The organism is Fibrobacter sp. UWP2 (assembly GCF_900141705.1).
GTDB lineage: Bacteria > Fibrobacterota > Fibrobacteria > Fibrobacterales > Fibrobacteraceae > Fibrobacter.
This window is the reverse complement of the sequence record NZ_FQYM01000010.1, coordinates 1-13654: the sequence shown is the minus strand read 5'-3', so window position 1 is coordinate 13654 and position 13654 is coordinate 1. Positions and strand designations below refer to the sequence as shown.

The 13654-nt window shown below is 57.0% G+C and carries 11 protein-coding genes and 1 tRNA gene; 8 read left to right on the top strand and 4 right to left on the bottom strand.

Features of this window, described 5'->3' with window-relative positions; all coding sequences use genetic code 11:
- The first annotated feature begins 13 nt into the window (after nt 1-13).
- Nucleotides 14-1354, top strand: a complete 1341-nt coding sequence (gene nhaA, locus BUB55_RS06555) for a Na+/H+ antiporter NhaA (RefSeq protein ID WP_073189299.1) — start codon at nt 14-16, stop codon at nt 1352-1354.
- Nucleotides 1355-1379: 25 nt separating this feature from the next.
- The gene (locus BUB55_RS06550; RefSeq protein WP_073189297.1) at nt 1380-1727 is read left to right on the top strand and encodes a GIY-YIG nuclease family protein; all 348 of its coding nucleotides are present in this window, start codon (nt 1380-1382) and stop codon (nt 1725-1727) included.
- On the opposite strand, the gene BUB55_RS06545 is transcribed toward BUB55_RS06550, so the two are convergent.
- Genes BUB55_RS06545 through BUB55_RS06535 form a run of 3 tightly spaced genes read right to left on the bottom strand, consistent with a single transcriptional unit; the run spans nt 1705 to nt 6981 of the window.
- Nucleotides 1705-2490 (bottom strand): sulfite exporter TauE/SafE family protein, encoded by a 786-nt coding sequence (locus tag BUB55_RS06545; RefSeq protein WP_073189296.1) that lies wholly within the window; start codon nt 2488-2490, stop codon nt 1705-1707. The genes BUB55_RS06550 and BUB55_RS06545 overlap by 23 nt on opposite strands.
- Entirely contained in the window at nt 2490-3689 is a 1200-nt protein-coding gene (locus BUB55_RS06540) for a hypothetical protein (protein WP_073189294.1), read from the bottom strand. The genes BUB55_RS06545 and BUB55_RS06540 overlap by 1 nt, the downstream gene beginning before the upstream one ends.
- A gap of 1 nt (nt 3690) precedes the next feature.
- Nucleotides 3691-6981: a transglycosylase domain-containing protein gene (locus BUB55_RS06535; protein ID WP_234971830.1), complete on the bottom strand. Its 3291-nt coding sequence runs from the start codon at nt 6979-6981 to the stop codon at nt 3691-3693.
- Between the two features lie 137 nt (nt 6982-7118).
- On the opposite strand from BUB55_RS06535, the gene BUB55_RS06530 reads away from it, so the two are divergent.
- Nucleotides 7119-7207, top strand: a tRNA-Ser gene (locus BUB55_RS06530).
- Between the two features lie 105 nt (nt 7208-7312).
- Here BUB55_RS06530 and BUB55_RS06525 read toward each other — a convergent pair.
- Complete coding sequence (locus BUB55_RS06525; RefSeq protein WP_073189290.1) at nt 7313-8296, bottom strand: GGDEF domain-containing protein; 984 nt, start codon at nt 8294-8296, stop codon at nt 7313-7315.
- A 163-nt stretch (nt 8297-8459) separates the two neighbouring features.
- Between BUB55_RS06525 and BUB55_RS06520 the strand changes: the two genes are divergently transcribed.
- From BUB55_RS06520 to BUB55_RS06500, 5 genes are all read left to right on the top strand, one after another.
- On the top strand, nt 8460-8837 hold the full coding sequence (locus BUB55_RS06520) for a hypothetical protein (protein WP_073189288.1): 378 nt from the start codon (nt 8460-8462) through the stop codon (nt 8835-8837).
- Between the two features lie 145 nt (nt 8838-8982).
- A complete protein-coding gene (locus BUB55_RS06515) occupies nt 8983-10650 on the top strand; it encodes a thiamine pyrophosphate-dependent enzyme (RefSeq protein ID WP_073189286.1) in 1668 nt (555 codons plus the stop codon).
- A gap of 11 nt (nt 10651-10661) precedes the next feature.
- The gene (locus BUB55_RS06510) at nt 10662-11135 is read left to right on the top strand and encodes a 2-oxoacid:acceptor oxidoreductase family protein (RefSeq protein WP_073189284.1); all 474 of its coding nucleotides are present in this window, start codon (nt 10662-10664) and stop codon (nt 11133-11135) included.
- Nucleotides 11136-11156: 21 nt separating this feature from the next.
- The gene (locus BUB55_RS06505; RefSeq protein ID WP_073189282.1) at nt 11157-13202 is read left to right on the top strand and encodes an LTA synthase family protein; all 2046 of its coding nucleotides are present in this window, start codon (nt 11157-11159) and stop codon (nt 13200-13202) included.
- A gap of 2 nt (nt 13203-13204) precedes the next feature.
- The gene (locus BUB55_RS06500; protein ID WP_073189280.1) at nt 13205-13582 is read left to right on the top strand and encodes a hypothetical protein; all 378 of its coding nucleotides are present in this window, start codon (nt 13205-13207) and stop codon (nt 13580-13582) included.
- Nucleotides 13583-13654: the final 72 nt, after the last annotated feature.

Genomic DNA, 13654 nt, shown 5'->3' with positions numbered 1-13654 from the left:
ATATTGTTTGTATATGTCGATACGAGTGACCAGCAGCGATAAAATCGAAGAAATGTTCCCGGACACCCCGGTGCGTAAAATCATAACCCCTGTCGAACGTTTGATGAAGGTGGAGACCACCGGAGGCATTGTCCTTATCATCATGACGCTCGCGGCGCTTTTGTGGGCAAACCTCTCCCCGTCCACCTACGAGCATTTTTGGCATTTGCCGTTCTCGCTCACCATTGGCAGCTGGATTGGCCATGGCAACTTGCACTGGTTTATTAACGACGCGTTGATGACGGTTTTCTTTTTTAACATCGGCCTCGAAGTCAAGGGCGAGATGACCTACGGTGAGTTGCACGACCCCAAGGCGGCGAGCCTCCCCATTATTGCGGCTGCCGGCGGTATGCTGTTCCCGGCTTTGATTTATTTGGCGCTTTGTCCGCATGGCGCGGACAGTGCCGCCCACGGTTGGGGGATACCTACGGCGACGGATATCGCGTTTGTGGTAGGCTGCATGGCTATCCTCGGCAAGCGGGTGCCGCATGCGCTCCGCGTGATGATTTTGACTTTGGCCATTGCCGACGACATTGGTGCGATTCTCGTAATCGCGATTGGATACCCGAGCGGTGACGGCATCAACTTTGTGGCGCTCGGCACGGCGTTCGCGCTGCTTGCCCTTATCAACGTGCTGTTCCGCATTGGGGTTCGTAACCTGCTGTTGCACGGCGTTATTGGCGTCGCCATTTGGGCGTTCTTTGTCAAGAGCGGCGTGCATCCGACCATCGCAGGTGTGCTCCTTGGGCTCTCGGTTCCCGCCAAGGCGGTCGTTTCGCAGGGCAAGCTCGCCAAGTTCGCGAACGGCGTGGGCAACGTGCTCTCGGGCGAGACCACGGTTTCGGGTGAAGAAAAGTATCGCGTGTTCAGCCTGCTCAAACGTGGCGCCCGCGAAAGCCTCTCGTTGCAAGAACGCCTGTACAAGCCTTTGGTCCCGTGGGTCAACTTTGCCATCATGCCCTTGTTTGCGCTTAGTAACGCGGGCGTCGAGATTAAGCTTAACGGCCTCGAACTCCCTGTGATGAGTGCAGTCGCCCTGGCTCTGGTCTTTGGAAAGCCCATCGGCATTTTCCTCTTCAGTTTGCTTTCTGTGAAGGTTGGCATAGCCAAGATGCCGAGCTACAGCTGGAAGGTGCTGTGGGGCGGTGGCATGCTCGCAGGTATCGGATTCACCATGGCGCTCTTTGTGGCAGGGCTCGCCTTTGATGTGGGCGCTCGTCAGGATTCCGCAAAGCTCGGCATTTTGCTCGGGAGCTTTACCGCGGCCATCCTTGGTACGATTTACATGAAGATCGTATCGAAACCGGAGAAGTGAACATCGTGAGCGTCCTCAAACCTCTATGCCCCATTTCGTTTACATGCTCCGCTGCAAGGGCGGGCGAATCTATACCGGTTACGCCGTAGACGTGGAGGCGCGTTTCGAACATCATAAAAGCGGCAAGGGTGCGAAGTTCACGAAGGCTTTCCCGCCGGAGTGCATTTTGCGCAAGTTCGAGTTGCCCTCGTACGAGCAGGCGCTAAGGCTCGAGGCGCGTATCAAGAAACTTGCCCGCGAGCAGAAGGAGCTGCTTGCCGGCGGTGACGATGCGATTGCGGCAGAACTGCTTGCGGGGTTGAACGAGACGCTCGAGGAAAAGTCCGCGCGGGAACGGAAAGAAAAACGCGCTAGGAAACAATCAGGTCAATAATCAGGTACACGGCCATCACAATGCTGCACACGCTGATGAAGTGCTGTATGAACTTGTTGCCTTTCTTTCGCTGTAAAAAGCTCCCGCAGTAACCGCCGAACCATGCACCCACGGCCATCACGATGGCGATGGGCCAGTCGATCTTGCCTGCGATGCCGAGCGCGGTGGTGCTCACGATGAGGAACACGTTGGTGAGCGCGTTCTTGAGTGCGTTCACGCGGATGGGGTCAAGCCCGGTGTAGCGCGTGAGCCCGAAAATCTGCACGAAACCCACGCCCACCTGCACGATGCAACCGTATATAGAAATCAATGCGAACCCGACGGCGCCTTTCCACGTGAGTTTTTCGGGCGGGGTTGCAGGCGGCTTGCCGAGGATATCCTTGCGCAGGTTGCTCATCACCACCACAAGGCAGATGACGACCGCGAGTATCGCCTGGAAGGCGCGGTCGCCGATGCGTACCAAAAAACAGATGCCGATGGCGGTACCGACGATGGTCGGGATAAGCAACTGCAAAAAAATCTTCTTGTTGAGGTAGCCGTGCTTCATCAGGTTGTAGGCGCTGCTGCAGTTCCCAATGATGAGCCCGATTCGGTTGGTGCCGTTCGCGACGGTCGCGGGCATCCCGAGGAAAATCATGATGGGGAGGCTCAGCGTGGAACCGCCACCCGCGATGCTGTTGATGAGGCTTACGACTGCACCCAGCAAAAAGAAAGCCGGGTACTGGGCGTATTGCCACCAGTCTGAATTGAGAACCGCGTCCATTACTTTTTAAGCTCGCTTTCGAGGAAGGCCTTGTTCTCCAGCACCTTCTCTTTTTGTTCAAAGTCCGGGTAGTTGGCGAGGCAGCGGTCCAAGGCGTCAATGGCCTTGAGCAGGTAGTTTGTCGACTGCTCGGGGTCCTTTTTAGAACGGGACTTTTTAAACAAGACCGAGGCTGTTTTGCGCTGTTCATTGCAAAACGCATCGCCAAGGACTTTGAGCATTTGAACGGCTGCGCCACGCTTGGGACTGGACTTTAATTTGTTCAAAAGATCGCGGGCGGTATCAAAGCGCTTTTCGGTAATCAAGGTGTCTGCGCGCGCCAGGGCCTCATCGGGGTCATGGGACTTCCAATAGGCGGCGGCTTCGCCATTGCTTTCTTTGGCGAGGTCACGAATTTCGTCAATCAGCTTTTGAAGCCCCAAATCGGCTTCAAAGTCGCGGTAACGCAACTGAAGCTGCACGGCATCCTCTTCGGCGGCCTTGAACTCGGCCTTTTCAAAAGCCTTTGCGCGAATGGCATCGCGCTCCTTTTGCGCCTTGGCGAGCGTGTTCTTGTAGGCGACTTGCTTTTGCGCGGTGGCCCAGTTGGTGAGCGAGTCGCCCGGCTCCAAAGCAATCAGGCTGTCGGCGGTACTTGCGACCATGCTGTACGCTGCCTGCGCGCGGTTCATATTCTGGATTTCTAGAACGAGTGGCTCGAACTTCTTTGCCTTTTCGGCGCGCTCCATGCCGAACTTGTTGAGCATGGAATCGGTGCGCATTTCCCAGGCGCCCCATAGCGGCTTGATGATGCGGAAGCGTTTGAGGTACATGGTCGCCGAGTCGGCGTAGCCCTGCTTGTAGAGTGAGTCGGCGTAAGCGAACACGGCCTCGGCGAGCGCCGGGAAGGCAGTGTAGGGGTCGATGGGCGCCTTGGAGGCGGTACCCGATGGGGCCTGCGCCTCGGAGGGCGTGGGGGCCGCGGGTTTAGAGTCGCCTTCGCTGAACTTGGTGCTGGGCGTGTTCAAACGGTAGCTGTCGAGGGTCGTTGAAACAAAGATGGCGGAATCCGCCTGCGGGTCCTGTGACAACGAGTCGGTTTTTGCCGAGGGCGTTTGCTCAACGGCGACATCCGTCGAAGGGGCAGGGGCGTTGCCCGCACACGCAGAGAGCGTGAACGCGACCGCGGCAAACCCAATCAAAGAAAAAATCTTGTTCATACTATTCTGCCTCTATAGGCACAAAGGAATTGCCGTCCAGGCCTTCGGGCAAATCCCAGTCGTCTTCCTTGGGCATGGCTGCTGGGGCGGCTTGCACGGGGGCTGCTTGGGCAGGGGCGCTTGCGGCGGGCATGGCGTTCTCGGCACTGGCGGGTGCGGTAGGCGCGGCATTGGAGGCCTCTGTTGCATTGGCGGCATCGGGTCCGGCCATTCCCTCGGTCGGGGCGCCCGGGGTTTCGGCGCCGGAGGCGGGCATGGGCATGCTGGTCAAGATGCCTATTTCGGCGACGCTCTCGGCGGCCTTCTCCTGCACTTGCGGCGGAGTGTAGCCCGGCACGTCTAGCCATGGGAGCGGGCGTCCGTCTTCGGGTCTTCCGCCGGCCACGGCGGCACCGGTCATGGGGTCCACAATCAGTTCGCCGCGTTCGTTCGAGAGCACCAGTGGCACCTCGCCGCTTGCAATCATCGAGATGTCGAGGAAGTCGATTTTTTGGGGAAGCCCGAGAATCGCGATTTCCTCCTTGGCGAAGGCGGCCCACTGCGGCAGGCCACCGCTTGCACCTGCAATGCGCGTGCGTCCGGACTTGAGCGGTTTGTTGTCGTCAAAGCCCACGTAGCTGCCAATGGCGACGACCGTGTCGAGCGCGACGCCGTTTTTCTCTTCGACGTATGTCGGGAGTGCGCCCATGAAGGCCACGTTCCTGTAGTCGTTTGTCGTACCCGTTTTGCCGAGGGCGGGGTAGCGCAGCTTGCTGGAGTTGTCGGGGCTGCTCACCGAGAGCGTCGCCACCTGGCTACGCGCCGTGCCGTTTGTGAACACCGAGCGGAGCATCGCTCCCATCTGCGTGGTGACGGTGTCGTCGAGTACGGTCTTGCTCTCCATCTCGTTTTTGAAGATGGTGCGGCCGTCGCGGTTCCTAATGGAGCTTATAAAGCAGGGTTCGGTCCAATCGCCGTCGAGGCACTTGAACACCTTGCCGGTGAGGATGGTCTGGTAGGCGGTGCTGATTTCGGCGAGCGTAATGTCGTTCACGCCGAGCGGCATGCTGAACACCTTCTGCAGTTTTTGGTGGATGCCGATTTCGTTTGCAAAGCGGGCGTAGTCGGCCATGGCGAGCGCCCTGCGGAAATCGGGCCAATAGCGGAGGTGGGCTGCGTCCAAGTAATCGCTCTCGGGGTCCACGGGCTCGATCATGATGCTCAGGCGCTTCATGTCGGCCATGCTGAAGCCGGGGAAGAGTTCCACGGCGTCGAGCGGCGGGAGCATTGCAGCCACGTCGGGATCCAGCTCCTGGGCTTCACGGGCGCGGAGTTTTTCGGAATAGTTCTTGTAGTTGTGGTTCAGGTACTTGATGAGTGTCGCATCCCTCTTTGCCTGCTTTACGCCCACGTCGGTGAACGTTCCGTAACGGAGCGCTTGCATGGCGCGAGCCTGTCCCATTTTGCCCTCGTTCCTGTATTTCTCGGCGAGGGCGTCGCGTGCACGGGTGAACTCGATTTCGCGTTTGATTTCATCCTTCATGATGAGGCCGAACTTGTCGCGCAGGCGTTCAAAGTAGGCCTTGCCCTCTTCGTCGGCACCGCGGGCCATGCCGTTTTGGGCGGCGACTTCCTCGAACTCGCTTTCGCTCAGCTTGTCGTGCAGGTGTTCCAAGAGCCAGATGCTCGAAATGTTCTCGGAGCGCGTGGCCGCCCAAGCGATGCTCACCACGTCTCCCTTGTTCTTGTGGTCGGGGCGCGGGAAGTAGAACTGGTTCACATACTGGAACACGTTGTACTCGTTCTCGAGTTCGTCCATGTAGTTCCAGTGGTACTGCAGGGCGAGTGCGTAGAGCAGCGGCTTCCAACTGGAGCCCAGCTGGCGGAGCGCTTTGAAGCTGCGGTCGAATCCGGTGTTGTGGAATCCGCCCTGCGTCGCGACGACCTTGCCGTTTTTGATGGCAAAAAGTGCGCCCTGCAAAACGGGTTCCGTTTCGATTTTGCACGGGGCGTAACCGTCAATCTGGTTCTCGTCAATGATGCTCACCAAAAGGATGGCGCCGGGCTTGAGCTGCGCCGCCAATATTTTGTTCACGTCGCCACCCACCTGCTTGCCGAATTCCTTCACGGCTTTCTCGGTCACAATGCCCTTGAGCTGGCCAAAGCTCAGCTTGAGGGACTTGAGTTTGCCCGTGTCGTCAAAAAACACGCTGTCGACGGCGCCGTACAGGTAGTCGCCTTTGCGGGCACTCTGGGCGCGGTTCGCGAATTCTGCCTTGGGGAGCACAAAGCCGCCCAGCTGCATTTGCAGGTTGCTGATGTTTGTTTGCAGGGCGCGCTTGGCGGCGTCCTGGCTCTTGGCGTCGAGCGTCGAGATGATGGTCAGCTGCGCCTTGCGCCAGTCCTCGATTCCCTCCTTTTCAAAAAGGTCGTGGAAAAAGTCGCTGTCGAGCTTTTCTTCGATGCGCTCGAGGATGGTGCTCATGGTGAAGCGGAAGTTGCCGTGGTTGAAGGCGAGTGGTTTTTCGAGCGCCTTGTCCATGTCCTTTTGCTCTATATAACCCTCCTCGACCATGCGGCCGAGCACGTACTTGAGGCGCTCGGCGCCGCGGGCAATAGCTTTTTCGCGGCGTTCCACGGTACGCTGGATAAACGGGTCGTAGTTCGAGGGCCCCTTGACCGAGCCTGCAATGAAGGCGCACTCGGCGAGCGTCAAGTCCTTGAGGTCTTTGTTAAAGAAGTACTGCGCGGCAATGGCAACGCCCTTGCCCGAACCCGAGACGTGGAACTGGTTCAGGTAGAACTCCAGGATGTCTTCTTTGGAAAAATGGCGCTCCATGCGCAATGCATTCAAGAGTTCCTTGCCCTTCTCCTTGATGCTTCGCTCTTCGCGGCCAAAAATGTTCTTGACGGTTTGCTGCGTGAGGGTCGAACCGCCCTGGCGCATGCTGCCGCTCTTGAGGTTCGAGGCCATGGCGCGGAAAAAACCGTGGAAGCTGAACCCGTTGTGCTGCCAGTAGCCGGCGTCCTCGGCGGCGATCAGGGCGTTCACGATGTTGATGGGGATGTCGCCGTAGGGAACGTAAATGCGGTGGTTGGCGTCAAAGAAGGCGCCCAAAAGTTCGGTGCTGTCGTTAAAATAGACGCGAGTCTCGCCGCTCAGTGCTTGCAAAATGGTGTCGCGGTTGAACTGGTTGTCGGGATCTTTGTCGGGAAGGACCTTGAATACAATGATATAGACTGGGATGCAACAGATAAGCGCGACTAGCAAAACCGCTGCGCACATTTTGAAGAGTTTTTTCAAAAGTCTCATATATTAAAGTTAGAATTTTTAAAAATCCGCCGCCTGGAGTGTAAAAAAAATGGGCGTTTTAAGGCAATTTTGGGGCTTTTTGGGGGCTACCCCTTGAAAAAAAGGCAAAAATTAAGTAAAATTAGTGTCCCAAGATTGGGAAGATGGCCGAGCTGGCCGAAGGCGCGTCCCTGCTAAGGACGTATAGGACTTAATCCTATCGCGAGTTCGAATCTCGCTCTTCCCGCTGAAAAGCCCCGAGCAGAAATGCCCGGGGTTTTTCTCTATAGTTTTCAAACTTTGGTTAATGGGGGAAAAAGGTAGCTGATTACGCGTTGAGCCATTTTGTGGCTTAGCTTTTCATCTTTTTCTTGTTCTGGTACATGGAGGCGTCTGCCCTCTTGAGTACCGAGAGGGCGTTTGGGTCTACCTCGGCGTCGAACACGGCGATGCCCGCGGCAAAGTCCTCCTTGGCGCCCGCCTCCATCAGCTGCCTCATCAAAATTTCGCGGTTGTCAAAGTCGTGGTTCTGCAAAAGGATCACGAACTCGTCGCCACCCACGCGGTACACGGGGCTGTGCTTGAAGAGTTCGCAGAACACCATGCAGCATTTTTTGATGAGTTCGTTGCCGGCTTCGTGACCCTGCGTGTCGTTGGTCGTCTTGAGGTTGTTCACGTCGCATTCGACAAAGGCGAAATCCATGCGCTGGCCCGCCTCGCGCCGCACGTCCAGGTCTTTGACCTTTGCGTTGAAGGCGGTCGTGTTGTTCACGCCGGTGAGGGCGTCTTTGTTGGCAAGGAGTTCCGTCGCCCTCAAATCTTTGCGAAGCCTGCGGTTCTCCTCGTCTTTGCGCATTTCGTCGTCGATGTTGCGGAACCCCACCACAAAACCACAGCTTTTGTGCGAGTCCTTGACGAACTTAATGGCGTAAATCTGCGGTTCCTTGTGCAATTGCACGCGGGCGTGTATGGTGTAGCTCGGTTTTGTGGTCAGAGCCTCAGTCACTTTCTCACGGTTCACGTCCCTTATAAATTGAGGAAAGTCGTCAGGATGGATCAAGTTCCTGAGCAGCACGTCAAAACGCTTGTTGCTGGGGAGCGACTTGTCGATATCGTTCTCGATTTCGGCGATGGCCTCGCTCATGATGTTGAAGTAGACCTTGTTCTTTTTGGCATTTATGTAGCAGACCAGGTCGTAGTCAGCGGAGAGCATAGAGATGATGGCCGTGCGTTGGGATACGGCGTTCCCCTTGCTTGTGCGCAGCATTTTTATGCAGAGCACGAGCGTGACCAAAAGACTAGCAACCAGCAAAAAATCACTGTTCATATCGAACATGTATGGAATATAACCAAAAAATATGCTTTTTGGCATGGCATTCGTCGCAAAAGTCGGCTTTTTTACCTTATTTTTACGCAATTTCGCCATTTTTTGGCAAATCCTACTTGACTTTTAACGGATGATTAACGATATTAGGTTATGAAATTTTCAAGGAGTTTTTATGAAGACTAGTAGTTTTTTGACCGGGGTCGTCTTGGGTGCCGTCGCCACCGTGGCTGTGGCCCAAAAGTTTTTTAATGGCAAAATCCCCTGCTGCTGCGCCAATGCCGAGCCCAAGGGGGATGCCGACGCCAACCCCGCCCTCCAGGAGGCCGAAGGTGCCGTGGAGACCCTGCGCAATTCGGTCGACAGCCTGCGCGCCGAACTCAACAAACGCATTGAGTCCGAGCAGACCTTTGCCGCCAAGTGCGAGGAGCTCAACGACCAGGTCGCCAAGCAGAATGCCGAGATCGACAACCTCAAGAACATTTGCGACGTGCAGAACGGCGCCAACAAGAAACTGGAAGAAGAACTCGCCCAGGCCAAGGCCGGTAAGTAGTACATACAAAGTAATTTCCCCTTTTTGAGGGCCGTTTTTTAGTGTAGGCAATGGATTGACCAGGGTCAATCCATTGTTTTTTTCTATATTTGCGAGCGTTTAAGGTAATGCCTTAAGAATCGTTTGACACAAGAAAAGGAACGCTATGCCAGCTTTTGATCCGAATGCGAAAAAGATGCTGATTTCGGGAAACGAGGCCATCTCGCTTTCCATGCGCCACTGCAACGTGCAGCTGGCCGTCGGTTACCCGGGAACCCCCTCTACCGAAATCCTCGAGGACTATTCTGAACTCGGCGGGTACGCCCAGTGGGCACCGAACGAGAAGGTCGCCGCCGAAGTGGCCCTGGGTGCAGCCTTTGGCCATGCCCGCAGCGTGGTCACCATGAAGATGGTGGGCCTCAACGTGGCAAGCGATACGCTCTACACCGCGACCTACACCGGCGTGGACGGCGGCATGGTTTGGATTGTCGCCGACGACCCGGGCCAGGGCAGTTCCCAGAACGAACAGGACACCCGCAACCACGCGAAGGCTTCTGTTTGCCCGATGTTTGAACCGTCCAACTCGCAGGAAGCCTACGACTTCTTCCGCATCGCCATGCAGACCAGCGAAAAGTTCAAGATTCCGGTCATTCTCCGCATGACGACCCGCGTGGACCATTCCAAGTCCATCGTGGTGCCGAAGGAAGAACTCCCGGCCATGGTGCCGAACTTCGAGCGCAATATCGCCCAGCACGTGATGGTGCCTGGCTTCTCCAAGCCTGCGGGCCGCAAGCTCCGCGCCAAGATGGACGAGATGGAAGCTTGGAACGTGGCCGAAGGCCCGAACAAGGTGGAAATGCGCAGCGCCGACATGGGTATCATCACGAGCGGCATCAGCTACCACCACGTGCGTGAAGCCGCCCCGGAAGCAAGCATCCTCAAGCTCGGCATGACGTACCCGCTGCCGATGCAGCTCATCAAGGATTTCGCGAAGAAGTTCGAAGGCAAGCGCCTGCTCGTTATTGAAGAAAACGACCCGTGGCTCGCCGAGAACATCCGTGCGGCAGGCATCCAGGTCGAAAGCAAGTTCGACCCGATTTTCCGTTTCGGCGAACTCGACGTGAACCGCGTGCGCCGCATTATCGCTGGCGACAGGAATCCGGACCCGGTTCCGGTCAAGGGCAAGCCGCCTATGCTCTGCCCGGGCTGCCCGCACCGCAGCTCTTTCGCAGTTCTCAAGGAACTCGACTGCATCGTTTCTGGCGACATCGGCTGCTACACGCTCGCCGCTCTCCCGCCGATTTCCGCGATGGACTACATGATTGATATGGGCGCCGCCATTGGCATGGGCGTCGGGCTCCGCAATGTGCTTCCGCGTGAACAGGCTAAGAAGGTCGTCTCCGTGATTGGCGACTCCACCTTCGTGCACAGCGGCATTACGGGCCTCGTGGAAGCGGGCTACAACCGCCCCGACACCGGCCACGTGGTTATCATTCTCGACAACAGCATCACCGCCATGACGGGCCAGCAGGAACACCCGGGTACGGGCCGCCATCTGGACCACAGCCCGGCCTACAAGCTGGACTACGGCGCCATCGCTAAGACCGCCGGTTTCGACAACGTCTACGAAGTGAACCAGGTCAAGGAACCCGAGGAATTCAAGCGCCTCGTCAAAGAAGCGCTCGAGAAGGACGAGCTCACGCTCATCGTGGCGAAGAGCCCCTGCATCCTCGCTCTCAAGAGCATCCTCGCCTGGGACAAGGCCAACAAGGAAAAGGCGGAAAAGGCTCTCGCCGAGTCCGAAGCCGCTGCTAAAAAGAACGGCAATTTTTAAGGAGAAGTTTTATGAGCGTAGTTAACGTGAAATTTGCCGGCCTCGGTGGCACAGGCGTTATCAAGGCGAGCGACGTGATGGCGGAACTCGTGTTCGAACAGGGTTACGATGTGAAGAAGGCCGAAGTGCACGGCATGAGCCAGCGCGGCGGTTCTATTGCTTCCGATGTCCGCTTCGCGAAGGACGAAGAGGTGCAGTCTCCGATGATCCCGACGGGCGAAGCCGACTACCTGGTGGTATTCGACGAGACGCAGGTCGTGGTGAACGAGGCCTTCCTCAAGCAGGGCGGCGTGCTCCTGACTCCGGCTGACATCGATGTCTCCAAGCTCGAGAACGTGAAGGCCCTGAACGTCGCGATGCTCGGCAAGCTTTCCAAGCACTTCGACTTCACCGTCGAACAGTGGGAAGTTGCCCTGAACAAGCTCTTCGCCGAAAAGTTCCACGAAGGGAACAAGAAGGCGTTCATGCTTGGCCGCGAAGGGTAACCTGAAACCGCGAAAGGGGAAATGAGAAACTTCTACTGGTTTTGGTTCGGTTTGACGCTCTGGAGTACCCGCCTGGTACTCCTTTGCGTATTGTACTTTACGGACGCGCCTACGGGCGGCCCGATTGTGGACCGCTGGTATAGATTTTTCCCCCATACGCTGGTAATTGAAGCCGGTGTCGCGATGACGCTTGCCTTTGCGGGCGGGCTCTTCTGCACGCTGCTGCGCGGGAAAGCGCGGAAAGTAGCGGGCATCGTTTTCCTCGCTCTCGGAATCGCCTACATGGTGGCTGCCGGGACCGACGACGAGATTATGCGCTGGATGGGCCAGCACCTTTCGCTTTCGTTCATCACCACATACGCGCTTGCCGCATCGGACATGGGCCTGGTGGGCCGTGTGTTTTTGGGCGGTGCATGGCACTTTCTGCTCACGATGTTCATCGTGATTGCGGGAATTGTCGGGACGGTGTTTCTTTATAGGAAGATGTTCGCGAAGTGGAGCGCGGAGACGGTTGTTGCGGTAAAGAACCGCGCATCGGTTTCGAACAGTTCCGGAGGTGTGAACCGCGCAGCGGTCAGGAACTGGATTTGCCTCGGGATAGCGCTTGCGCTTGCGATTACGGGACTCACGTCGAAGAACTGGTTCGCGCCGAGCAACATGCGCTGGAAGCGCATCGCGCCGGTCGCTTTCCGGCTGGTAGACGAAATCAAGTACAAGCTCACGGAAGCCGAAAAGCGCGGCGACTATGCCGAGGGCATAGAGTTGCTCGGCGGGCAACCCAATGCCGAATACCCATTCGTGAAATGTACGGCATCTGCAAGCAAATGCGAAGAATACCGACAGCACGATTTCGCGCAGTTCAAGGCCCGCGACCGCAAGCCCGACGTCATCTTCTTCGTCATCGAGACGTTCCGCGGCTGGACCGGCGACATCCGCGTCCCCGCGACATGCGAGAAGCTCCCGAACATCTGCAAGCTTGCCAAGAGCGGGCTTTACTTCCCGAACGCGCACAGCGTGGGCTACCCCTCCATCGAAGGTTTCCTCGGGATTCTCGCGGGCGTCTGGGCGCATCCGCAGACAACCTTCCTCTCGGACTACCCGAATACGCGCATGCGTGCCTTGCCCGAAATTCTGGGCGAAGCGGGTTACTACCGCATGGTACTCACCGCGACTGAACCGAGCTTCGACAATTTGCACCCGTGGTTTGCCAAGTGGTTCGACTACTCGGAATACAAGCCCGAAAACCAGCACGACGTGCCCATCGCGGACCGCTTCCGCGAACTTTATGCAAAGCGCCTTGCCGACCAACCGCTGTTCTTTGACTGGATGAGCACCACGAGTCACGTGCCGTTCTCGCTCCCCAAGGAATACGGTCCCACGCCGAGCGATCCGGAAGTCGCCTATGTGCGTTCGCTCGCCTACATGGATAGCGCCGTGGGCATCGTGATGGACGAGGTGGCCAAGGGCCCGAATGCCGACAATACCTTGTTTGTACTTGTGGGCGACCATGCGTTTGCGAACAACGCACAGCACCGCGTATCGAATTTTATTGGCGGTGTTCATGACGGTTACACCTGGGTTCCGCTCATTGTCGCGGGCCCGGGCATCGAGCAGAAAATTGTCACGACGCCTGTTTCGCAGGTGGATATTGCGCCGACGGTCCTGGATTACCTCTTCCTTTACGGGACATCCGAAAATTTTGTCGGGCAGAGCCTCCTTGAACTCGAGCCTCCTGATGGATTATGCGGCGGAGAATATACCATCGCTTTCCATGCCGCGCCGGAACATGCGCCGGTATTCGCTTTCCGCATGGGCGACATGACGATGATTACCGACTCGGTTACCTACATCGCGAACATTCAGGATTCTACGCTTGTGAGCGCCTTCGAGACGGTTCTCGAACCCACTTGGGACACGTCGCACCCCGCCGAAGGATTTGTGACGGGCAAGGTTATCGAGAACGCAGCCGCCAAATACGCCGAGACATTCCGTAAGATGCGCGCCGCGGGCCATGCCTGGGAATACACCGTCAACAAGAACAAGTTGCTGCCTCCTCCGCAGAGGTGACCATGTCGCACTTTTACTGGTTCTTCTTCGCGTTGATTGTGGTCGTTGCCCGCGTGGTGCAGCTCTGTGCGCTGTACCTGTGCAACGCCCCGACGGGCGGGCCGTTCGTGGCCGACTGGAACCGTTTTTTGTGGCACACGATGTTTGCCGATATCGGCATCATCATGGCGTCGGCATTCTGCTTGCAGGCGGTTTCGCTTGCTGTCAGGGGCCGCGGGCTGCGCATTGTAAAAATCGTTTCGGTCGTTCTTGCGGGCGTGTACCTTTTTGCCTGCGGTACCGATGACGAAATCATGCGCTGGATGAACCAGAGGCTCTCTTTCTCGTTCATCGGGACTTATATGGGTGCCGTATCCGGAATTTGTCCCTTTTTTAGTTGAAAATCCAGGTCTCCAACTGGTGTAAATCTAGGCTATTAGCGCTTCATTGTCAAGTAGTTTCATGCTCTTTTC